Raw genomic sequence first — 20,725 nt, forward strand, 5'->3', positions numbered from 1 at the left:
CGCTCACGCGAGCCGCGCGGGGAAGCCGCCCGTGGCGATCGGGCCCCAGCGGTCGATGGTGATCCGGATCAGGCTCTTGCCCTGGGTGACCATCGCGGCGCGGTACTCGTCCCAGTCGGGGTGCTCGCCGCTGATCGCGCGGAAGTAGTCGACGAGCGGCTCGACGGAGTCCGGCAGGTCGATGACCTCGGCCGTGCCGTCGACCTGGACCCACGGGTCGTTGAACTCGGCCCCGAGCGACATCAGGGAGGCGGCGGGCGTACGCCGCAGGTTCACGGCCTTGGCGCGCTCGGGGTAGGTCGACACGACGACCCGGCCCTCGTCGTCGACCCCGTAGGTGACGGGGCTGAGCTGGGGCGAACCGTCGCGGCGTGTCGTCACGAGCACGCCGTTGTTCCGGGAGCGGAGGAAGTCCAGCAGCGCGGGGCGCTCGACGCGGTCGTTGGTGGCGATGGTGCGAGGCATGGTTCCAGTCTGGCCCCCGGTCGCCGACCCGCGCCCGATGAGTTCGCAGCACCCGCGAGGTCTGAGTAGCATCCGGCATCCGCTCGCTGCGCAGCGGACCGAACGACCCGCGAGGAGCACCCTATGACCGACGCCGTGACCCACACGCTCGAGCGACCCGGCGCGACCCTCGTCTACGACGTCCGGGGCGATCTCGCCGGGCGCACCGCACCCGTCCTCCTGCTCATCGGTTCGCCCATGGGAGCGAGCGGTTTCCCGACGCTCGCATCGCAGCTCGACGACCGCGTCGTCGTCACCTACGACCCCCGCGGCGTCGAGCGCAGCGTCCGGTCCGACGGCGGTGGCGAGCTCGGGCCGAAGGACCACGCCGCGGACCTCGCGGCGCTCATCGCGGCGCTGGACGTCGGTCCGGTCGAGGTCTTCGCCTCGAGCGGCGGGGCGGTGAACGGTCTCGCGCTCGTCGCCGCGCACCCCGAGCTGGTGACCACGCTCGTGGCGCACGAGCCGCCGCTGTGCGCGATCGTGCCGGACAGCACGAACGCGCTCGCCGTGGTCGAGGACATGTACGCCACCTACCAGGCGCAGGGCATGGGGCACGCGATGGCGAAGTTCATCGCCTTCACCGGATTCAGCGGCCCGGTCCCCGACGACTACCTCGACCGTCCCGCCCCCGACCCCGCGATGTTCGGGCTGCCCGCCGAGGACGACGGCTCCCGCGGCGACGCGCTGCTCGGTCAGAACCTTCGTCACATCTGCGGCTACCTGCCCGACGTCGAGGCGCTGCGGGCCGCGACGACCCGCATCGTGGTGGGTGTCGGCGAGGAGTCCGACGGGCAGCTGGCGCGTCGCGGCGGCGAGGCCGTGGCGGAGCTCCTCGGCCTGGAGCCGGTCGTGTTCCCGAGCGGGCACGGCGGCTTCCTCGGCGACGAGTACGGCATGCCGGGCAAGCCGGTCGAGTTCGGCGCGCGGCTGCGCGAGGTGCTGGCGTGAGCGGGGACGGCGGGACGGCCGGCGAGCTCGCGCCCAGCCGACTGATCTGGTCGATCGAGGTCGTGGTGCTGCCGGTGAGCGACCTCGACCGTTCGGTCGCCTTCTACCGCGACCGGGTCGGGTTCGTGCTGGACCACCGCACGACGAACGAGCACGTCGACATCGCCCAGCTCACGCCGCGCGGGTCCGGCTGCTCGATCGTCATGGGCACGCTGCCCTCGCAGCAGGAGATGGCGCCGGGCACGATGCGCGGGCTGCAGCTCGTGGTGGCCGACGCCGAGGCGGCGCGCGCCGAGCTGCTCGGCCGCGGCGTCGAGGCGAGCGAGATCAGCGTGTTCGACGAGCGCGACGGCGGGACGTTCTTCGGCTTCGCGGACCCGGACGGCAACACCTGGGCCGTCCAGCAGATCCGTGCCCGCGCCGAGAAGCCGCTGCTGCCGCTCACCGACGACGGGCGCAGCTGGGCCTGACGACTAACCCGCGGGCGGGCCGTCCAGCAGCGTCGGGAGAACGCACTCGGCTCAGGCGTGGTACTGCCCGATGCGCAGGTGCGCCTGCAGGGCGGACAACAGACGGATCGACCCCACGATGAGACAGATCAACGCGGCCAGCGCGCAGAGGCCGGCCGCAGCCGCAACAGCGAGGGCGACCTCCGGAACCACCGTGACGGGGCCCGCGAGGCCGGCGCGCGCCGCCACGATCCACAGGAGGCCCGACACCACCGGGAGGACGAGCCCACCCACCACCAGGGGACCGACGAAGGATCGCGACGCCGACGGGTAGTGCGCCAGCACCTCCCGCACGTGCATGCTCTGGTACTGGTCCACCGCCCAAGTCTGACAGCGGAAGGCTCGTGCCGCTCGGCCAGACGACGGCTACCGGTGGGACGACTAACCCGCGGGCGGGCCGTCCAGCAGCGTCGGGACGTACTCCAGCAGCTGCGCCCCGCCGTCGAACGTCCGGCTCTCCACCAGCTCGAGGGCGACGTCGGGGTAGGCGTCGTAGATGCGGTCCTTCCCGCCGACGCCCGTGATCACGGGGAAGACGACGACGCGGAACCGGTCCACGAGCCCCGCCGCCAGCAGCGTCCGGCAGAGGCTGACGCTGCCGATCGTGCGCAGCTCGCCGTCGCCCTCGGCCTTGAGCCCGTGGACGTGCTCGACGGCGTCGCCCCGCACGAGCTCGGCGTTCACCCAGGTCAGGGGCGCGGTCAGCGTCGAGGAGAAGACGATCTTCCGGGTGCGGTCCAGGGCAGAATCCCCCTCCTCGCCGCCCGCGAACCTGTGCATGAGCCGGTACGTCGTCGCGCCCATCAGGAGCGGGTGCTCGGGCTGCTCGCCGAGCCAGGCGAGGTAGTCGGGGCTCTCCATGCCCCAGAACCCCGGCCAGCCGTCGGCGGCGCCGTAACCGTCGAGCGAGGTGATGAAGTCGACCATGAGCGTGCGCATCGGTGTTCCCTTCGTCGGTTGCCCTGTCACGGAGTCCGACCGCGAGCGCCGGCGAACCTCATCGGTCGACAGGCGTACCGTCGTCGGAATGCTGCCCGTCACCGAGGCCCAGATCCGCGCCTCCTTCGCCAACGCCTCGAAGCGCGAGGCGAGCCAGGCCACCCTGCCCGACCTCGAGACGATCGCCTGGGACCGTCTCGACTACCTCGGCTGGCGCGACCGGAAGTCACCGCTGCTCGCCTACGCCGTCGTGCCCGTCGCCGCCACGGACGGCGGGGACGGGACCGAGCTCGTCGGCGTGCTGCTGCGCTCCACCGAGCGCCGGGCCGACGCCCCGCGCCGCAAGACGGTCTGCGCCTGGTGCGAGGACGTCGTGAAGACCGACGACGTCACGCTGTACGTCGCCCGCCGCGGCGGCGCGGCCGGCAAGAAGGGAGACACGATCGGCACCCTCATCTGCACCGACTTCACGTGCTCGGCGAACGTCCGCCGTCGTCCCACGAGCGCCGAGGCGGGCGGAGACGTCGAGGAGGCGCGCGAGCTGTTCGTCGCGCTGCGCGTCGAGGGTCTGCGGGAGCGCTCGGCCCGGTTCGCCGTCGAGGTGCGCCGGACGCGCTGACGCCCCGCCGCCGCACCTCGCAGAAAAGCCGGCGGCCGCCCACCGAGGTGGACGGCCGCCGTACGAGGTGGCTGGCCCGACAGTCGCCTCGCGGCGAGCGGCCGCTCGTGGCGGCGAAGGTGAGGCCCGGGGACATGTACCGAGCCAGCCACGGGGTACAAGGCGCGGGGCGGCCGAACTATTCCCGCGCGTCGGGACGATCTCGCCGCGCGCACCCGACGCGGGTGCCCCTACTGTGGCCGTACGGATGCCGGCGCGCCGTCAGGGGGACACTGACGACACATCGAGGACGTGCCCATGACGGCCGATCGACCCGCCTCCCTGCCCGCCGCACCACGCCGCCGCCGTTACGGGTTGACCATCCAGTCGAAGCTGCTCGTGATGCTGCTCGGCGTGAGCCTCGCCTCGTCGGTGATCGTCGGGGTCATCGGCTTCGTCAACGGTCGCGACTCCCTCCGGGACGACGCCTTCGAGCAGCTGACCACCATCCGCGAGCTGCGCACCGAGGAGATCGAGCGCGAGTTCGCCTCGATCCAGAACGGCGTCGTGCTCGACTCGCGCAACGCGAGCGCGGTCGAGGGGGCGACGGCGCTGGTCGACGCCTTCGCCGACCTCCAGGCCACGCCGCTCGAGCCCGACCAGGACGCCGTCGTCGAGGCCTTCTACGAGGAGACGTTCGTGCCGGCGCTCGAGGAGCGTTCGGGCCTCGACTACGCACCGGAGGCCTTCGTCCCCGCATCGCCTGCTGGCCGCTACCTCCAGTACCACTACACGGCCCAGCGGGCGCTGGACGACTTCGACGCCGGCCTCGCGCTCACCGACGCCGGTGACGGCAGCGCCTGGTCGGCGGCGAACGCCGAGTACGGCCCGTACTTCACGGGCCTGGTGGACGCTCTCGGCTACGAGGACGTCCTCATCACCGACCGCGAGGGCAACGTCGTCTACTCCGCCTACAAGAGCGTCGACCTCGGCGTGAACCTCAACGAGGAGCCGTACGCGAGCTCGACCCTCGCGACGGCGACGAACGAGGTGCTGCGCAACGGCTCCCTCGACGAGGTCGTCACCACCGACTTCGAGCGCTACCTGCCGTCGCTGAACGTGCCGACGGCGTGGGTCGCCTCCCCCATCGGGTCGGCGACGGAGATCGTCGGCGTGCTCGCCGTCCAGGTCCCCATCGACCAGATCAACGCCGTCATGACGGGCAACGGCCGCTGGGCCGAGCAGGGCCTCGGCGAGACGGGCGAGGTCTATCTCGCCGGATCCGACCTGCTGATGCGGAGCACCTCCCGGCTCCTGGCAGAGAACCCCGAGAGCTATGTCGACACGGTCGTCGCGAACGGCACGCCGCGCGCCGTCGCCGAGCGGATCGCCGAGGTGAACGGGACCGTCCAGCTGCAGCCCGTCGACTTCCCGAGCACGCGGGCGGCCGTGGCGGGCGAGACGGGGACGGCGCTGACCGCCGACTACACCGACAGCTCGAGCCTCGTCGCCTACGCCCCGCTGGACATCGACGGGCTGAGCTGGGTCATCGTCGCCCACATGGACGCCGACGAAGCCTTCGCCCCCGTCGCCGACTTCACCCGGAACATCGTCATCTCCACGCTGGCGATCCTGCTCGCGGTGAGCGTGCTCTCGCTGCTGCTGGCCCAGGTGTTCACGCGGCCGGTGAAGAAGCTGGTCGACGCCGTGCGTCGCGTCGCGGGCGGGGACCTCGCCGTCGCCGTCCCGCAGGGCTCGCGCGACGAGTTCGGCGACCTCGGCGCGGCCTTCAACGACATGGCCGCGAGCCTGCGGGTCAAGCAGGAGCTCATCGACGAGCAGCGCGTGGAGAACGCCAAGCTGCTGCACACGCTGATGCCCGAGACGATGGCGGCGCGGTACCGCGAGGGCGAGGAGACCATCGCCGAGGAGCACGAGAACGTCTCGGTCGTCTACGCCGAGCTCATCGGCTTCGACGCGCACGCCGAGAAGCTCAACGGCCAGGAGGAGATCACCGAGCTCAACCTCCTCATGCGCGGCTTCGACGACGCGGCGGTGAGCTGCGGCGTCGAGAAGGTCCGCACGTTGCGCGGCGGCTACCTGGCCAGCTCGGGGCTGATCGTCCCGCGGGTGGACAACGTCCGTCGCGCCGTCGACTTCGCTCGCCAGATGCGCGAGGTCGTCGCCCGCTTCAACGCCCAGACCGGCGCGTCGATCGAGCTGCGCGCCGGCGTCGACACCGGCACCGTGACCAGCGGCCTCGTGGCCCGCACGAGCCTGGCGTACGACCTGTGGGGCGACGCCGTGAACCTCGCCCACCGGGTGCGCAGCGTCACGGGCGAACCCGGCGTCTACGTGAGCCAGTCGGTGCGGGACCGGCTGGCCGACACCGTGCCGTTCAGCGAGGTCGGTTCCGTCGAGCTGCACGGCGTGCGGCAGCCCGTCTGGCGGGTGGGGTGACCGTGGACGGCTTCTCGGACGGCTGGCTCTGGTGGGCGATCGGCGTCGCCGTCCTCGTCCCCGCCCTCCTCGTGGTGCTCACGGAGATCATCGGTGCCCTCACCCGACGCGGCCACGCGGCCGCCAAGCCGCTGCGTCTGCTGCGCAACTGGGTGATCCCCGCGGCCGCGCTGCTGGCGCTGCTGGCGTTCGCCTTCCGGTCCGACGCGGAGAACGCGTGGCCGCGGGTCGTCGCCACGGTGCTGGGCTTCCTCGTCATCCTGCTGCTGCTGTCCGCGCTGAACGTCGCGCTCTTCTCGAACGCCAAGGAGGGCACGTGGCGCGAGCGGATCCCGACGATCTTCGTCGAGATCGCGCGGCTGGTGCTCGTGGTGGTCGGCCTGGCGATCCTGTTCCAGTGGGTCTGGGGCGCCGACGTCGGCGGGCTCGTGGCCGCGCTCGGCGTCACCTCGATCGTCATCGGGCTCGCGCTGCAGAACGCCGTCGGAGGGGTCATCTCGGGCCTGCTGCTGCTGTTCGAGCAGCCGTTCACGATCGGCGACTGGCTCGAGGTCGGCGCGGTGCAGGGGCGCGTCATCGAGGTGAACTGGCGCGCGGTGCACATCGACACCGGAGCCGGGATCCAGATCGTGCCCAACTCCACGCTGTCGGGTGCCTCGTTCACGAACAAGAGCCAGCCGCGCGGAGCGTTCCACGCGACCACGACGGTCAAGTTCTCCACCGACGACCCGCCGCACGAGGTCGTGGCGCTGCTCGAGGAGGTGGCGGACTCGCTGCCGTCGCGAGCCACGGGCGAGCGGGCCGCGGCGGACTACCTCGGCGCGGGCGCGTACAGCGTGACGCTGCCGATCGCCGCGCCGTCCCTGCAGCAGCAGGCGCTCAGCACCTACCTGGCGTGGCTCTGGTACGCCGCCCGACGGCGGAGCCTCGCCCTCGACGGCGACTCGACCGATCCCCTGGCCGAGCCCGCACGCCTGGCCGCGGCGCTCGACGTCGTCGCCCCGACGCTGCACCTGGGTGAGGCCGAGCGCGAGCTGGTGGTCGCGACGTCGCGGCTCGAGCGGTACGGGACCGGCGAGATCGTGCAGGCCGCCGGCCGCGTCCCGCGCGAGGTCCGGTTCGTCGTGGAGGGACGGGCCCGGGTCGCGGTGGAGGCGGACGGCGGCCTGATCGACATCGCCACGGCCGAGCCGGGCGACTACGTGGGGCAGACGGCGCTGACGCGCGAGAAGGCGCTGGCCGCCGCCGTCGCCGCCGACGTGCTGACCGTGCTCGTCGTCCCCGTGGCCACGCTCGACAAGCTCGTGGCGGCGCGACCGATGCTCGCGCAGGAGATCGGTCGCTCGACCGAGCTCAAGCGGAAGCTGGCGGCGGAGGCTCTCGCAGGCGTCAGCCTCGCAGCAGCTCCGCCAGCCCGACCGGTGCGCGGCCGGTGAGGGTCGCGACGTCGTCCGTCACCACGTCAAGCTCGCCCGCGGCGATCGCCGTGTAGGTCGAGACCCACGCGTCGACCTGCCAATCCGGGGCGCCGTAGGAGGCCCGCGAGGCGTAGGCCTCCTCGAGCGACTCACGGAGGTACGTCGTCGGACGGCGGGTGACCTCGGCGACGATGGCCGCGACCTCCTCGAGCGACAGCGCCTCGGGGCCGGTGAGGTCGTACGCCCGGCCCGCATGGGCAGCGGGGTCCAGGAGCACGGCGGCGGCGCTGCGAGCGACGTCCGCCCTGGCGACCGCCCCGACCCGTCCGTCACCTGCCGGACCGCGCACGACGCCGTCCTCGCCCGCCATCAGCGGGAGGAAGTCGAGGTAGAACGAGTCGCGCAGCATCGTCCAGGCCATCCCCGAGGCGCGCAGGTGCTCCTCGGTGGCCCAGTGGTCGCGTCCGAGCGTGAACGTCGCGTCGGGCGCTGCCCCGAGGAACGAGGTGTAGACGACGTGGCGCACGCCGGCCGACGCGGCGGCGTCGACGATCGTGCGGTGCTGGGCGACCCGGTCGGCGCTCTCCGAGGCCGACACGAGGAGCAGGACGTCGACGCCGTCGAGCGCGGTTCGGGCCGCGATCGCGTCGCCGTAGCTCGCCACGGCGACCTCGTGACCGGCTGGCGCTCGGCCGGCGTCGCGCACCACCAGTCGCGGGCGGACGCCGGCCTCGTTCATCAGGGTGGTCACGGCGCGGCCGACGTTCCCGGTCGCACCGGTGACGGCGATGGTGGGGCTGGTCATGGTCCTCGTCTCCTCGATCGTTCTCTCGTCGTCCGGCCGGTCGCCTCAGTAGGCGACCGTGAACCGAGCCCGGCGGTGCGCCGGCGTCTCGATCTCGTCGACGATCGCGCGGGCCAGGTCGGCGCCGGAGACGAACGAGACGCCGTCGTCGTCCGTCAGCAGCACGTCACCGCCGAGGCGGTAGCTGCCGGTGTCCTCGCCCGGGGCGAACGAGCCGTAGCCCGCGGCGGGGCTGACGTAGAAGAAGTCGAGGTCCGACGGCGTCGCGCGCAGGTCCTCCAGCGCGCCGAGCATCTCCTCGGACTCCACGCGGGCGACCTCGGGGAACTCCGGCGTCGTGATGAGCAGCGGGCCACCGGGGGCGACCTCGAGCGAGCCGGCGCCGCCGACGACGCCGATCCGCACGCCGGCGGCCGGGGCCGCCTCGGCCAGCGCGGCCACGAGGGGGCGGACAGCGCCGACGAGCTCGCCGCGGGCGGCGAGGCCGGAGACGACGACGTCGGTGTCCTGCAGGACCGTGGCGGCGAAGTCGGCGTCCAGCGCCGAGGCGGTGACGTAGGTGACGCCGTCGACCGGCTCGCTGGGCGCGTTGCGGGAGTAGGAGGTGACCTGGTGGCCGCGGCGGGCGGCCTCGCGGGCGACGTGGCCGCCGGTGTAGCCGGTGCCGCCGAGAACGGAGATGCGAGCCATGGGGGTTCCTTGCTGTGAGGGTCGGTCTGTTCACAGTCACCATAAGTGCGTAGCATTCATCGGGGAAGTAGGCACCTGGCGGTAACCGAGACGGAGGCGACGTGGACGCGATGTGGGACCCCTACGTGAAGGACTGCCCGACACGCGCGCTCCTGGACCGGATCGGCGACAAGTGGACCGTCCTGGTGGTCGGCACGCTGGCCGGCGGACCGCTGCGGTTCTCTGAGATCGCGCGCCGGGTCGACGGCGTCTCGCAGAAGATGCTGACCCAGACGCTGCGTGCGCTCGAGGCCGACGGGCTCGTCGTCCGCACCCAGTACCCGCAGATCCCGCCGCGCGTGGAGTACGAGCTCACCGCCGTCGGGCACACGCTGCGCGACCCGCTGCGCGCGCTGGAGGAGTGGGCGAAGGAGTACATGCCGCAGGTGCTCGAGCACCGCGAGGCCGTCGCGGTGCGATGAACCCGTCGGGGGTGTTCGGCCGACGCGGGGGCACGATGGGTGGGCGGGGGCGCATCGACGAGGAGACCACCGTGCGAGCACTCACCTGGCAAGGCCGCGAGAAGGTCACCGTGGAGAACGTCCCCGACCCCCGGATCGAGGAGAGCACCGACGCCGTCGTGCGCGTGACCTCGACGGCGATCTGCGGCTCGGACCTGCACCTCTACACCGTGCTCGGGATGTACCTCGACAAGGGTGACGTGCTCGGGCACGAGGCGATGGGGATCGTCGAGGAGGTGGGCTCCGGCGTCACGAACCTCCGCGTCGGCGACCGCGTCGTGGTGCCGTTCAACATCTCGTGCGGCTACTGCTGGATGTGCACGCACGGACTCCAGAGCCAGTGCGAGACCACGCAGGTGCGCGAGCAGGGCTCCGGGGCAGCGCTGCTCGGCTACACGAAGCTCTACGGCCAGGTGCCGGGTGGGCAGGCCGAGTACCTCCGGGTGCCGCACGCGGACTACGGGCCGGTCGTCGTGCCGCAGGACGGCGAGCCCGACGAGCGCTACCTCTTCCTGTCCGACGTCCTCCCGACCGCGTGGCAGGGCGTGGAGTACGCGGCCGTGCCCGACGGCGGGACCCTGCTCGTGGTCGGCCTCGGACCGATCGGCCAGATGGTGGCCCGCGTCGGGCTGCACCGCGGGGCGGGCCTGGTGATCGGCGTCGACACCGTGCCGGAGCGCCTCGCGATGGCCAGGCGGCACGGCGTCACCGTGATCGACGCGTCCGCCGTCGACGACGTCCCGGCCGCGGTCCGCGAGCTCACCGACGGGCGCGGCGTCGACTCGGTGGTCGACGCCGTCGGGATGGAGGCGCACGGGTCGCCCGTGGCCGAGGCGGCCCAGAAGATCACCGGGCTGCTCCCCGACGCTGTCGCCGCCGCGATGATGGAGCACGCCGGCGGCGACCGGACGTCGGCCCTGGTGACCGCGTTCGACGCCGTCCGCCGCGGCGGCACGGTCTCGCTCTCGGGCGTCTACGGCGGCGCGGCCACGCCGTTGAACATGATGCAGCTCTTCGACAAGCAGCTCTCGATCCGGATGGGGCAGGCCAACGTGCGGCGCTGGACGGACGGGCTGCTCGCGCTCGCGTCCGACTCGAGCGACCCCCTCGGCGTGCTCGACCTGCGCACGCACCGCGTCTCGCTCGAGGACGCGCCCGCGTTCTACAAGACGTTCCAGCGCAAGGAGGACGGCTGCATCAAGGTCGTGCTCGACCCGGCGCTGCCGGCGGCCACGGCCTGACGGCCCCCTCGAGGGGGTGCTTCGCGCCCCTCGCGGGGGTGGTTCTCGCCCCTCAAGCGGCGGGAAGTACCCCCGGAAGGGCCGCAAGTACCCCCTCGAGGGGCGGGAATTACCCCCTTGAGAGCGCTCAGGGGCGGCGGCGCGGCCGGCGAAGCGACGGCGGGAACCACCACCGCCACGGCCCCGGCGGGGCGTGGTGCTCGAGCCCGGCGGCGACGTCGGCCACCGCCGCGACGAGCGGGGCACCCGCGTCGCGGTCCTTCGACCCGCCCGCGCCAGCACCAGCACCAGCGCTCGACGGCGACTCGAACCACCCGCGCTCGGCCTCGCGCACCAGCAGCCCCAGCCGCCCGCGCGCCCCGGCGCGCAGGTGCGCGTCGTCGGCGACCTGGTCGGCACCCGCGCGCAGCGTGAGCGTGCCGGCCACGGGTCGCGCGTGGTCGAGCGCGAGGTCCTCGATCTCCTCCCAAGCCGCGATCGCCGCGGCCGGCCCGCCCTGCGCCACCCGCGCCATCCGCCGTCGCGCGCGCCAGAAACGGACGGCCTGCGGCCCGGTCACCAGGGCCAGCAGCACCAGGAGCGTCACCTCGCCGCGGCCGACGTGCGCCCACGGGTCCACGGCCGGGTCCGCCCCGTCCTCGCCCGTCCCGGTGCCGCCGCCGTCGGTGGGCGGCGCGGCCGTCGGGTCGACCTCACCCGGCTGCTCGGCGGGGTCGCCGGCCGTGGGGTCGGGCGCCGTCGGCTCGACGGGCTCCGACCCGGGGGCCGACGCCGTCGGGTCGGGCTCGGCCGTCCCCTCGCCGCCGGGGACCGGCACCGGCGGGAGCCCGATGATCCCGGGGGCCGCGTCGCCGCCCTGACCACCGCCTCCCGGCGTCGGGTCGAAACGCACCCAGCCCGCGCCGTCGAACCGCACCTCGACCCACGCGTGCGCGTTGTGGCTCGAGACCGTCGTCAGCCCGGTCTCGTCCGTGATCCCCGAGCCGAAGCCGATCACCACGCGCGCCGGGATGTCGAGCGCGCGCAGCATCACCGCCATCGCCGAGGCGTACTGCTCGCAGTACCCGCGGCGCAGGTCGAGGAAGTCCACGAGCGCGTCACCGCTCGTGCCCTCCGGCACCGAGAGGCTGTAGACGAACCCGTTCGTCGGCGTGAGGAACCACTGCTGCAGCGCGAGCGCCTGCGCGAACGGGCCCTCCTGCCCGGCCGTCGCCTCTCGCGCCAGCTCGGTCACCGCCGGGTCGAGGTCGCCGACCTCGATCTCCTCGCGCGACGGCGAGACCGTGTCGCCCGCCAGCTGCTCCACCGACGGCAGCGCCCCGTCCACGAGCAGCTGGTAGACGCCCGGGTCCGTGGTGCCGTTGCGGTGCCAGGTGTCGAGCACCTCGTCGTACCGCCACGGCGGATCGGCCGCATCCACCTCCGACGTGCCCTCGAGCACGGGGAGGAACCGGCCCTGGTAGCCCGTGGCCTCGAGGACCACCGTCCCGGGGACCGACGCGCGCTCCGCCTCCGGCAGGAGCCGCCCGCCGGACCCGTCCACGCGGTCGACGTCGGGCTCGGCGGAGAGCGACCAGCCCGCGTTGTTCGTCCACTCGGTCAGCGCGACGCTGCGCAGGTAGCGCGGCGAGACGGAGCTCCGGTACGTCACCAGCTCGACGTCCTCGCCGCGGATGAGATCGCCCACGAGCCCCGTGAACGGTGACGAACCGCCCGCGCCCACCACCGTGACCCTGTCGAGCCGACCCGCGGTCGAGATCATGGTGGCCTGCGAGGTGGCCACCAGACCGAGCACGACGGCGACGGCGCCGATCGCGACGACGACACCCCGGTCGGCCCCCGACCCCGCGTGCCCGCGGCGTACGGTCCGCGAGCCGGGCCGACCGCGCGCCGGCGGTCCCGCCGACGCCAGCATCGCGACGTACGCGGCGGCGGGCAGCACCATCGCCTGCCACGGCAGCAGTCCGGGCGCGAACGTCGAGCCGGTGACGAAGGCCGCGAGCGCCGGGACGGCCACGAGCGCGGGCAGCCGCACCGCGAGCGCGTCGACCACGATCGCGAGCAGTCCGACGACGGCGGTCAGCACGAACTCGACCGCCGGCACGACACCGGCGGGCGCCCCGGAGACCTGGATGTGCTCGGCCGCGACGCGCACCAGATCGGCGACGGCGCTCGGCGTCGACACCTCGAAGAGGACGGCGACGAGGAGCGCGAGTCCGACGACCTGCACGAGCGTGGCGACGATCGCCGGCGCGACCCGGCGCAGCCCGATCCCCAGGCCGACGACCCACGCGACCGCCAGCACCGGGCGCAGCCACCACGCGCTGCCGACCAGCACCTCGTCGACGGCGGCCAGGCTCGCCAGCAGCGTGACGGCCGCCAGCACCTGGGTCACGGCGGTGCGGGCGGTCGTCGGAGCCCCGCCACCGGGGCCGCCACCGCTTCCGCTCCCGGACAGGCGACCCGGTCGGCGCCGCGGGGCGGGCGCGACGGCGGGGCGCCGGGCCGCGAGGCCGGTCCGCGGACGCTCGGGCCGCGTCGCCGTCGTCATCGCACGCCCTCCTCGTGGGCGGGACCGCGCGCCGCGACCGACGTGAGGGTGCACGCGCCACGCCACGCGTGGGCGAGGTGGGCGCCGCCGTCGGGCGTCGCGGCGTCGCCGACGTCCACGGGGACCACGCGCCAGCCGGCCGCGCGCAGCACGGCCGCGCACTCGGAGCCGTCGCGCACGCCCGCAGCGTCGTCGAGCACGAAGGCGATCGCAGCCCCGCGGCGCAGCCCGGCCAGCGTGCGCGCCTCGGCACCGCTCAGCGGTCCGACGACGGCGACCACCGCGTCGGTCCCGGCGGGCGCGGTCGGGTGCAGCTCGCCGCGCCTGGTCCCGGCCGCGGCGAGCACGCCGAGCAGCTCGTCGGCGACGTCGTGCCCCTGGACCAGGACGTGCCCGGTGTGGTCGACGACCGTGAGGTCGACGTCCTGCTCCAGCAGGTGGTGGCCGATCGAGGCGCCCAGCGTGACGGCGACCTCGAGGCCGTCCTCGCCGTCGTCGCGGTCCTCCGGGGGGCCGAGCCGGTAGGCCGACGTGCGGTGGTCGAGCACGAGCAGCGCGGTGCCGAGCGTCGTGGCCGCCGCCACGCGGACCACGAGGTCCTCCTCGAGCCGGGCGGACGCGCGCCAGTGCACGCTGCGGATGTCGTCCCCCATGCGGTAGGCGCGCACGCCGGCGTCGGGATCGCCGCCGGCCGCCGTCGCGCTCGAGGTGCCGGTCGCCGAGCCGCGGCCGTTCAGCCCGCGCGGCAGGCCGACCAGCGGGACGACCGTGGGCAGCACGAGCACCTCGGTGCGTGCCGGGAGCCGTCGGCGCACCTGGGAGAGGCCGAGCGGGTCGGTCTGGCGCAGCAGCGGCGAGCCGATCGTGTAGCTGCCGCGGCGCCGCGCCTCGATCGGGATCCGCAGCTCGCCCCACTCCCCCGGAGCGATCGGCGGCACCGTGCGACGCGCACCAGGCATGAGGAGCCGGACGCCGGGCTGCAGGACGTCGAGCGGCCGTGTGGTGCGGTCGTACGTGTTGCGCAGCCGGACGCGCACGACGCCGCCCTCGCCGGCCTGCAGCCGCTGCGGCACCACGCGGTGCTCGACGGCGAGGCTCACGCGGCGGAGCCCGGTCGCCGCCCAGGCGAGGGCGGGCAGCACGAGGGCGAGCACGCCGACGAAGATCAGGTCCCGCTCGCGCAGCACGAACGCGCCCGCCACGGTCAGGACGCCGACCGCCACGAACCAGCCCCCGCGCGTGGTGAGCGAGTGGCCGGTGCGGACGCGGCGGCGCCGGCGAGGTGCCGTCGGCGCTCGCCGGGCCCGGGTGCTAGCGCCGCTCACCGCGGGGCACCGCCGTGCGCTCCACCAGCTGCTCGACGAGCTCCTGCGCCGTGTGACGGGCGCGGCCCGGCCCGACGGGGGCGAGCAGCAGGCGGTGGGCGAGGACGGGCACCGCGAGGCGAGCGACGTCGTCGGGCACCACGTAGTCGCGGCCCTCCATCGCCGCGGCCGCCTTCGCGGCGCGGGACAGGTGCAGGGCTGCGCGCGGCGAAGCCCCGAGGAGCACCTCGGGCAGCTCGCGCGTGCCGCGGACGAGGGTGAGGAGGTAGTCGCGCACCTGCGCCGCGACGTGGACCTGTGCGACGGCGTCGGCCAGCCGCTGGACCAGCGGGCCGTCGGCGACCTGACGCACGTCGTCGAGCGGATCGGCGGTGTGTCGGTCCTCGAGCATCGCGAGCTCGGCGGCGCGGTCGGGATAGCCGATCGTGGTCTGCGCGAGGAAGCGGTCGCGCTGGGCCTCGGGCAGCGGGAAGGTGCCCTCCATCTCGACCGGGTTCTGCGTCGCCAGGACGAGGAACGGTCGCGTCAGCGGGTAGGTCGTGCCGTCGACCGAGACCTGGCTCTCCTCCATCGCCTCCAGCAGCGCCGACTGCGTGCGCGGCGAGGCCCGGTTGATCTCGTCGGCGACCACGATCGAGGCGAACACCGGACCGGGGCGGAACTCGAACTCCGACGTCACGCGGTTGTAGATGCTCACGCCCGTGACGTCGCTCGGCATGAGGTCGGGCGTGAACTGGATCCGCGAGACGGGCGCGTCCACGGCGCGCGAGAGCGCCTTGGCCAGGCTGGTCTTGCCGGTGCCGGGCACGTCCTCGATGAGGAGGTGGCCCTCGGAGAGGAGGCAGACGACGGCGAGGCGGACCACGTCCTCCTTGCCCACCAGCACGCGGGAGACCTGCACGCAGATGTCCTCGGCGACGTCGGCGACCTCGCGGACCCGGTCCGAGGCGGTGCTCGCGACGGCGCGGCGGGCGCGGACGGGGGGTTCCTCGGAGCGGACGGGCGGTGCGAACTGGTCCTGGCTCGTCAACGTGCGCTCCCTGCCATCGGTCGGGCGAGGTGCCACGTGCACCGGCGCTCGGGACGTCCAGTCTCGCAAACATCGGCGGGTTTCGGGTACCTGCGGGCGTGCACGGATCGGGTCGGGTCCGGCGCGCCGCGAGCCGGCCGGGGTTCGCCCGCTACGGTGGCCCCACCCGCCGCGCCACGGCACCGGAGAAGAGGAACGCCCATGCTCGGAGTCCACTCAGAGGTCGGTCGGCTCGCGCAGGTCGTGCTGCACGAGCCCGGTCTCGAGCTGTACCGCCTCACCCCCGGCAACGTCGAGGAGCTCCTGTTCGACGACGTCATGTGGGTCCAGCGGGCTCAGGAGGAGCACCGGGGCTTCCAGAAGGCCCTCACCGATCGCGGCGTGACCGTCCACCTCTTCCGCGACCTGGTCACGACGGCGATCGACGCACCGGGAGCGCGCGAGTTCCTGCAGACCGAGCTCGTCACGGCCCAGCAGTTCGGCGGCGGCCTCGAGCGGCACCTCGTCGAGCTGGTGGGCGAGATGCCGGCGGCGGACCTGGCCGGCGTGCTCATCGGCGGTCTGCTCAAGCGCGAGGCGGCCGCACAGCTCACGCGCGCGTCGAGCCTCCTGCTGGAGGTGCTCGGCGAGGACGACTTCCTGCTCTCCCCGCTGCCCAACCACCTGTACCAGCGCGACAACTCCGCCTGGATCTACGGCGGCGTCGCGATCAACCCGATGGCCAAGCTCGCGCGCCAGCGCGAGGGCATCAACAGCCGGCTCGTGCTCAACTTCCACCCCGCGTTCGCGACGGAGCCGTTCACCTTCTACCGCGGCAACGACTCCGTCCACCACGCGCCGGCGACGGTGGAAGGCGGCGACATCCTCGTCGTCGGGAACCGCACGGTGATGATCGGGATCGGTGAGCGAACGGCGCCGCAGGGTGCGGAGGCGCTCGCCCACGCACTGTTCGCGGCCGACGCCGTCGACCGGATCATCGCCGTCGAGCTGCCGAACCAGCGCGCGTTCATGCACCTCGACACCGCGATGACGATGATCGACACCGACGCGTTCAGCGTCTACCCCTACCTGCCCGAGTCGCTGCGCTCATACACGCTGGTGGCGAGCGACGCCGGATCGCCCGCCGGGGAGTTCCGGGTCGCCGAGAACGCGGAGCTGTTCCCTGTCGTGGCGGACGCGATCGGCGTCGAGCGGATCCGCGTGCTGCAGGCGCCGACCGACACGTTCGAGGCCGCGCGCGAGCAGTGGGACGACGGCAACAACTTCCTCGCGGTCTCCCCCGGCGTCGTGCTCGGGTACGAGCGCAACACCACGACGAACCTCTACCTGGCCGACCAGGGCATCGAGGTCGTGGGGCTGGTGGGCTCGGAGCTGGGCCGCGGCCGCGGCGGTCCGCGCTGCATGAGCTGCCCGATCGAGCGCGCCGCGGTCTAGCCCCCCTACGCCGGCGAGGGGTTTCCGCACCACCGGCGAGGGGGTTACGCACCACCGGCGAGGGGTTTCCGCACCACCGGCGAGGGGTTTCCGCACCACCGGCGAGGAGTCAGTGCGCGCGGCGTCCCCGCCACAACCCGCAGGCCAGCAGCACGCCCCAGACGATGAACAGCGGGTCCCACAGCCACGCGTGCCCGATCATCGCGGGCCGGTCGATCGCGCCGCCGTCGTTGACGACGCCCGCGAGCACCAGGTTGCCGACCACCGTGTTCGCGCCACCCCATCCCACCAGGACGACGACGGCGAGCCACGCCAGCGTCCGTGTCACGCGGCGCCAGGGCCACCGCCGCGCGTCGAGCCACGCGGGCCCGACGGCGGCCACCGCCTTCACCACGACCAACGGCGCGAGGAGCCAGAGGCGCCCGTCGAAGGTGGTGAGCACGCGTTCGCCGAGCGTCTCCAGCAGCCAGGTCCCGCCGGCCGCCCAGTACGCGCTGATCGCGGCGTGCAGAAGGCCGACGACCGCGGCCGCCGCGAGGAGGGCCCGTCCCGGGCGCGACGGCGGGGGTGCGGTCGTGCGCGCATCGTCCACGCCTCCACACTTCTTCCGGTCACCGGCCCACGACAACCCCGACCTCGGAGCCGTCCCCCGGCCATGGCAGCACGAAGCCCCCAATCCTCGCGAGGACGGGGGCTTCGCTCCCCGGTCGATCTGGACCGGGGCAGGGTGGCGGCGCCGGCACGTGAGGGGCGTGGTGACCCGCGACTGGTCGCAGGAACCCGGCAGACACCACCCGTCTGAGGCGACCCAGGGGGCCGCGGTACGGGAACCGTCCGAGACGGCGGTGGGGCAGTCACGAACCTGGGCTCCTGACCGTCCTTGGTCATCGTGCACCCATCGCGCAACATTTAGATGAAACTGGGCACCGGCCGAGAAATGAAACGCGTCACAGCGCGCTACCGGGATGATCGGATCGCACGAAAGCGGAGCAAACATTGCCGACGCAATTTTCCGGGCCCGCCGCACCCCGCCCAGACTGAGCCGAAAGAGCGGGACCGGTTCACCGACAAGTCAAAAATGATCAACGGACACCAAGAAGCATTTTCTCGGACCGAGCGGGCCCACCGCCGGTCGCGCCGCTTCCGCGCCGGCCGCAACGTTGCTAGCGTCGGGGCACGCCGGGGTCGACGGCGTGGGGACCCCCCTCCGAGACCTGCGAGCACCACACACCATTCCATGACGGTTGCGCGCCCGAACGCCCGCCCGGGCATTCGCGACAAAGTCACTTGTCGCGCGCCGGCACGTGACCGCGACGTGGCAGCCCGCGGTCGTCAGATTCTTTGGAGGGCAGCTCTGTGAATGACACGTCACAGGAGGGTGCAGCGTCATCCGCGAACCCCTCGGGAGCTGGCGCGGAAAAAGTCGACAATGCTGGCCCGACCCACCGATTCCTCACCGTCGACGAGGTCGCCGAGCAGCTGCGGGTCAAGCCGGCGGCCGTCCGATCGCTGCTCTACAGCGGTGACCTCGTGGGCTTCCAGGTCGGGGAGCGCGGCCTGTGGCGCGTCGAGCGGGTCGACTTCGACGACTACGTCTCCGCCCAGAAATCACGCGCCGTGGGCACGCGCAGGGTCGCGACGAACCGGACGGCGTAGCCGCGGGCCCGCTCGCCCCGTACCGTGCGGCCCGCGTGGGTGGGAGGATCCACGCATGTCCACGATCGATCCGCTGCAGACACTGCTCGATGACGAGCGCACCCAGCTCGACGCGCGGCTCGACGCCCACCGCCACGGCCTGCGCGCCAGCCTGGACGGACTGACGGAGGAGGAGGTCCACCGTCGCCTCGTCCAGTCCGACACGACGCTGATCGGCCTGCTGGCGCACGTCACCTACGTCGAGCAGATCTGGTCCCAGGAGGCGGTGCTCGGGCGGCCACGCGCGGAGCTGGGCCTCCCGCCGTCGCCGGCCGACGCCTTCCACCTCCCCCACGGCCGCACGATCGACGCCGCCCTCGCGGCCCACGCGGCCGCCGTCGAGCAGTCGAGGCACACCCTCGCGCTGCGGGGGCTTGGCGACGTCGTGACCGGGCACGCGTTCGGCCCGATGACCGTGCGCTGGGTGCTCCTGCACCTCCTGTCCGAGCTCGCGCAGCACCACGGCCACGCCGAGATCCTGCGGGAGCAGGTGCTCGCGCTGCGCGACTAGCGGCGGGGTGGCGGTGGTGGCGGGTGCGCAACCCCCTCGCCGACGGTGCAGAAACCCCTCGCCGGGCGTGACGGCGCACGCTCGCTAGGCTCGAGGAGTGGCCTCCCCTCCCGCGCACGTCCTGGACCTCTTCGCGGTCCCCGACCTCGCGACCCCGCTCCCCGGCGGCCAGGGTGAGAGCGTGCAGGTCGGCGACCTGGTCCTGAGCCCGGGCCGCGACGCCGACGTCCAGGCCTGGCTGAGCCCCGTGCTCGCCCGCTTCGCCTACGAGCTCGACCTCTCCCCCAGCCGCCGCGGCTTCCGCGTCGCGATGCCCGTCCCCGCGCGCGACGGCGAGTGGGTCGTCGACGGCTGGGCCGCGAGCCGCTACGAGCCGGGCACCACCACGTGCCACGACCTCGACGTCGTCCTCGCCGCCGGCCGCCTCCTGCACGCCCGCCTCGCGTCGCTCGTCGGCGCGCGCCCGGCGGCCGTCGCGGCGCGCACCGACCGGTGGGCGACGGCGGAGCGGCTCGCCTTCGCGCCGTCGCGGGCCGTCGTAGCGCCCACCACGGGCCCGACCCCGGACGCCGCCACCCTCGCCCACCACGCCACCGACCACCCCGTCGTGGCCGGCCTCGTCGCCGAGCTCGCCACCACCGATCCGGCCGACCTCGGCCCGAACCAGCTGGTGCACGCCGACCTCGCGGGCAACGTGCTGATCGACGGCGCGGGCGCCGCCGTCGTCATCGACCTCGCTCCCGCCTGGCGGCCGCAGCGCTGGGCCGAGGCTGTCTGCGTGCTCGACTCCGTGCTGTGGCACGGTGCCCCGCCCGCGGTCCTGGAGGACTGGACGTCCGGCGTCGAGCGCCAGGCGATGCTGCGGGCCGTGCTGTTCCGCGTGCTGTCCGACCGGCCTGTCCGCCCCCGTCCCTACGAGGCGGTCCTGACCGCGCTCGGTCGACCTGCACCGCGCAACGTCCCGCGCTGACTACTCTTCCCGGATGGCCCGACTCCTCGCCGTCTGCACCGTCCACCAGCTTCGCCCCGACCCGGGGACCATCGGCGTCACCGCGATCGGCAAGCGTCCGGTCGACGGGCCGGTGAGGATCGGCCCGTACGGCGTGCGCGCCGACGTCCAGGCCGATCGGAAGCACCACGGCGGCCTGGAGAAGGCCCTCTACGCCTACGCGCAGGAGGACGCCGAGTTCTGGGCCGAGCGGCTCGGGCGCGACCTCCCGCCGGGGTTCTTCGGCGAGAACCTGCGCACCGAGGGCATCGACGTCAACGCCGCGCGCATCGGCGAGGTGTGGCGTCTCGGGGACCAGGTCGAGGTCCAGGTGACGATGCCGCGCACGCCGTGCGGGACGTTCGCACGCCGGGTCGGCGGTGCGGACGAGCGCGGCTGGGTCCGCCGGTTCTCGCAGGAGCGCCGGCTCGGCCCCTACCTCCGGGTGGTGCGGAACGGAACGGTTCGCGCCGGGGACGAGATCGTCGTCCTCGACCGCCCCGACGACGCCCCGGGTCTGATCGAGATCTACCGTGATCCGGCCTGATCCGGCCTGATCCGGGCACCGTCTCACCC

21 protein-coding genes are annotated in these 20,725 nt (G+C 73.6%); 12 read left to right on the top strand and 9 right to left on the bottom strand.

Annotated features, from left to right (window positions below; all coding sequences use genetic code 11):
* Positions 1 to 3: 3 nt before the first annotated feature.
* On the bottom strand, positions 4 to 465 hold the full coding sequence (locus C8046_RS10570; protein WP_109229404.1) for a PPOX class F420-dependent oxidoreductase: 462 nt from the start codon (positions 463 to 465) through the stop codon (positions 4 to 6).
* A gap of 123 nt (positions 466 to 588) precedes the next feature.
* On the opposite strand from C8046_RS10570, the gene C8046_RS10575 reads away from it, so the two are divergent.
* Both C8046_RS10575 and C8046_RS10580 read left to right on the top strand, forming a co-directional pair.
* Positions 589 to 1,455: an alpha/beta fold hydrolase gene (locus C8046_RS10575; protein ID WP_109229405.1), complete on the top strand. Its 867-nt coding sequence runs from the start codon at positions 589 to 591 to the stop codon at positions 1,453 to 1,455.
* Entirely contained in the window at positions 1,452 to 1,925 is a 474-nt protein-coding gene (locus C8046_RS10580) for a VOC family protein (protein WP_328587590.1), read from the top strand. The genes C8046_RS10575 and C8046_RS10580 overlap by 4 nt, the downstream gene beginning before the upstream one ends.
* Positions 1,926 to 1,976: 51 nt before the next feature.
* Here the strand turns inward: C8046_RS10580 and C8046_RS10585 are convergent, their stop codons facing one another.
* Both C8046_RS10585 and C8046_RS10590 read right to left on the bottom strand, forming a co-directional pair.
* Entirely contained in the window at positions 1,977 to 2,282 is a 306-nt protein-coding gene (locus C8046_RS10585; RefSeq protein WP_109229406.1) for a hypothetical protein, read from the bottom strand.
* Between the two features lie 63 nt (positions 2,283 to 2,345).
* Positions 2,346 to 2,903 carry a dihydrofolate reductase family protein gene (locus tag C8046_RS10590; RefSeq protein WP_109229407.1) on the bottom strand — a complete coding sequence of 186 codons (558 nt, stop codon included), beginning with the start codon at positions 2,901 to 2,903 and terminating at the stop codon, positions 2,346 to 2,348.
* 88 nt (positions 2,904 to 2,991) lie between these two features.
* Here C8046_RS10590 and C8046_RS10595 point away from each other — a divergent pair, with 88 nt between their 5' ends.
* The 3 genes from C8046_RS10595 to C8046_RS10605 all read left to right on the top strand — a co-directional run bounded on the left by C8046_RS10595 (position 2,992) and on the right by C8046_RS10605 (position 7,397).
* Positions 2,992 to 3,522 (top strand): FBP domain-containing protein, encoded by a 531-nt coding sequence (locus C8046_RS10595; protein WP_109229408.1) that lies wholly within the window; start codon positions 2,992 to 2,994, stop codon positions 3,520 to 3,522.
* Between the two features lie 297 nt (positions 3,523 to 3,819).
* Entirely contained in the window at positions 3,820 to 5,961 is a 2,142-nt protein-coding gene (locus tag C8046_RS10600; protein WP_109229409.1) for an adenylate/guanylate cyclase domain-containing protein, read from the top strand.
* Positions 5,958 to 7,397 (top strand): mechanosensitive ion channel family protein, encoded by a 1,440-nt coding sequence (locus tag C8046_RS10605; protein ID WP_199224441.1) that lies wholly within the window; start codon positions 5,958 to 5,960, stop codon positions 7,395 to 7,397. The genes C8046_RS10600 and C8046_RS10605 overlap by 4 nt, the downstream gene beginning before the upstream one ends.
* Here the strand turns inward: C8046_RS10605 and C8046_RS10610 are convergent.
* Together C8046_RS10610 and C8046_RS10615 are read right to left on the bottom strand one after the other, a co-directional pair.
* Positions 7,351 to 8,184, bottom strand: coding sequence for an SDR family oxidoreductase (locus C8046_RS10610; protein ID WP_109229410.1), 834 nt, complete (start codon positions 8,182 to 8,184; stop codon positions 7,351 to 7,353). The genes C8046_RS10605 and C8046_RS10610 overlap by 47 nt on opposite strands.
* Positions 8,185 to 8,229: 45 nt before the next feature.
* Positions 8,230 to 8,874 (bottom strand): NAD(P)-dependent oxidoreductase, encoded by a 645-nt coding sequence (locus tag C8046_RS10615; RefSeq protein WP_109229411.1) that lies wholly within the window; start codon positions 8,872 to 8,874, stop codon positions 8,230 to 8,232.
* A 110-nt stretch (positions 8,875 to 8,984) separates the two neighbouring features.
* On the opposite strand from C8046_RS10615, the gene C8046_RS10620 reads away from it, so the two are divergent.
* Together C8046_RS10620 and C8046_RS10625 are read left to right on the top strand one after the other, a co-directional pair.
* Positions 8,985 to 9,335, top strand: coding sequence for a winged helix-turn-helix transcriptional regulator (locus C8046_RS10620; protein WP_109230890.1), 351 nt, complete (start codon positions 8,985 to 8,987; stop codon positions 9,333 to 9,335).
* A gap of 71 nt (positions 9,336 to 9,406) precedes the next feature.
* Positions 9,407 to 10,615 carry a zinc-dependent alcohol dehydrogenase gene (locus C8046_RS10625; RefSeq protein WP_109230891.1) on the top strand — a complete coding sequence of 403 codons (1,209 nt, stop codon included), beginning with the start codon at positions 9,407 to 9,409 and terminating at the stop codon, positions 10,613 to 10,615.
* A 127-nt stretch (positions 10,616 to 10,742) separates the two neighbouring features.
* On the opposite strand, the gene C8046_RS10630 is transcribed toward C8046_RS10625, so the two are convergent.
* The 3 genes from C8046_RS10630 to C8046_RS10640 are packed head-to-tail and all read right to left on the bottom strand — an operon-like array spanning position 10,743 to position 15,521.
* Positions 10,743 to 13,166 carry a transglutaminaseTgpA domain-containing protein gene (locus tag C8046_RS10630; protein WP_109229412.1) on the bottom strand — a complete coding sequence of 808 codons (2,424 nt, stop codon included), beginning with the start codon at positions 13,164 to 13,166 and terminating at the stop codon, positions 10,743 to 10,745.
* Positions 13,163 to 14,491 (bottom strand): DUF58 domain-containing protein, encoded by a 1,329-nt coding sequence (locus C8046_RS10635; protein WP_146197130.1) that lies wholly within the window; start codon positions 14,489 to 14,491, stop codon positions 13,163 to 13,165. Before C8046_RS10635 ends, C8046_RS10630 begins: the two co-directional genes overlap by 4 nt.
* Positions 14,478 to 15,521, bottom strand: a complete 1,044-nt coding sequence (locus C8046_RS10640) for an AAA family ATPase (protein ID WP_109229414.1) — start codon at positions 15,519 to 15,521, stop codon at positions 14,478 to 14,480. The genes C8046_RS10635 and C8046_RS10640 overlap by 14 nt, the downstream gene beginning before the upstream one ends.
* Before the next feature lie 201 nt (positions 15,522 to 15,722).
* Here C8046_RS10640 and C8046_RS10645 point away from each other — a divergent pair, with 201 nt between their 5' ends.
* Complete coding sequence (locus tag C8046_RS10645) at positions 15,723 to 16,955, top strand: arginine deiminase (RefSeq protein WP_109229415.1); 1,233 nt, start codon at positions 15,723 to 15,725, stop codon at positions 16,953 to 16,955.
* Positions 16,956 to 17,064: 109 nt separating this feature from the next.
* On the opposite strand, the gene C8046_RS19435 is transcribed toward C8046_RS10645, so the two are convergent.
* The gene (locus C8046_RS19435; RefSeq protein WP_109229416.1) at positions 17,065 to 17,547 is read right to left on the bottom strand and encodes a DUF3995 domain-containing protein; all 483 of its coding nucleotides are present in this window, start codon (positions 17,545 to 17,547) and stop codon (positions 17,065 to 17,067) included.
* Positions 17,548 to 18,311: 764 nt separating this feature from the next.
* Between C8046_RS19435 and C8046_RS10655 the strand changes: the two genes are divergently transcribed.
* From C8046_RS10655 to C8046_RS10670, 4 genes are all read left to right on the top strand, one after another.
* On the top strand, positions 18,312 to 18,611 hold the full coding sequence (locus C8046_RS10655) for a helix-turn-helix domain-containing protein (RefSeq protein ID WP_109229417.1): 300 nt from the start codon (positions 18,312 to 18,314) through the stop codon (positions 18,609 to 18,611).
* A gap of 55 nt (positions 18,612 to 18,666) precedes the next feature.
* The gene (locus tag C8046_RS10660; protein WP_109229418.1) at positions 18,667 to 19,161 is read left to right on the top strand and encodes a DUF664 domain-containing protein; all 495 of its coding nucleotides are present in this window, start codon (positions 18,667 to 18,669) and stop codon (positions 19,159 to 19,161) included.
* Between the two features lie 97 nt (positions 19,162 to 19,258).
* Positions 19,259 to 20,131, top strand: a complete 873-nt coding sequence (locus C8046_RS10665; protein WP_109229419.1) for an aminoglycoside phosphotransferase — start codon at positions 19,259 to 19,261, stop codon at positions 20,129 to 20,131.
* A gap of 13 nt (positions 20,132 to 20,144) precedes the next feature.
* Positions 20,145 to 20,696, top strand: a complete 552-nt coding sequence (locus C8046_RS10670; RefSeq protein WP_109229420.1) for an MOSC domain-containing protein — start codon at positions 20,145 to 20,147, stop codon at positions 20,694 to 20,696.
* Positions 20,697 to 20,725: the final 29 nt, after the last annotated feature.

The sequence above is a fragment of the Serinibacter arcticus genome (assembly GCF_003121705.1).
Classification (GTDB): Bacteria; Actinomycetota; Actinomycetes; order Actinomycetales; family Beutenbergiaceae; genus Litorihabitans.

Coding starts and splice junctions, on each gene's coding strand:
- C8046_RS10570 (WP_109229404.1), bottom strand. CDS start 465: ATGCCTCGCACCATCGCCACCAACGACCGCGTCGAGCGCCCCGCGCTG.
- C8046_RS10575 (WP_109229405.1), top strand. CDS start 589: ATGACCGACGCCGTGACCCACACGCTCGAGCGACCCGGCGCGACCCTC.
- C8046_RS10590 (WP_109229407.1), bottom strand. CDS start 2,903: ATGCGCACGCTCATGGTCGACTTCATCACCTCGCTCGACGGTTACGGC.
- C8046_RS10595 (WP_109229408.1), top strand. CDS start 2,992: ATGCTGCCCGTCACCGAGGCCCAGATCCGCGCCTCCTTCGCCAACGCC.
- C8046_RS10600 (WP_109229409.1), top strand. CDS start 3,820: ATGACGGCCGATCGACCCGCCTCCCTGCCCGCCGCACCACGCCGCCGC.
- C8046_RS10610 (WP_109229410.1), bottom strand. CDS start 8,184: ATGACCAGCCCCACCATCGCCGTCACCGGTGCGACCGGGAACGTCGGC.
- C8046_RS10615 (WP_109229411.1), bottom strand. CDS start 8,874: ATGGCTCGCATCTCCGTTCTCGGCGGCACCGGCTACACCGGCGGCCAC.
- C8046_RS10620 (WP_109230890.1), top strand. CDS start 8,985: ATGTGGGACCCCTACGTGAAGGACTGCCCGACACGCGCGCTCCTGGAC.
- C8046_RS10630 (WP_109229412.1), bottom strand. CDS start 13,166: ATGACGACGGCGACGCGGCCCGAGCGTCCGCGGACCGGCCTCGCGGCC.
- C8046_RS10645 (WP_109229415.1), top strand. CDS start 15,723: ATGCTCGGAGTCCACTCAGAGGTCGGTCGGCTCGCGCAGGTCGTGCTG.
- C8046_RS10660 (WP_109229418.1), top strand. CDS start 18,667: ATGTCCACGATCGATCCGCTGCAGACACTGCTCGATGACGAGCGCACC.
- C8046_RS10670 (WP_109229420.1), top strand. CDS start 20,145: ATGGCCCGACTCCTCGCCGTCTGCACCGTCCACCAGCTTCGCCCCGAC.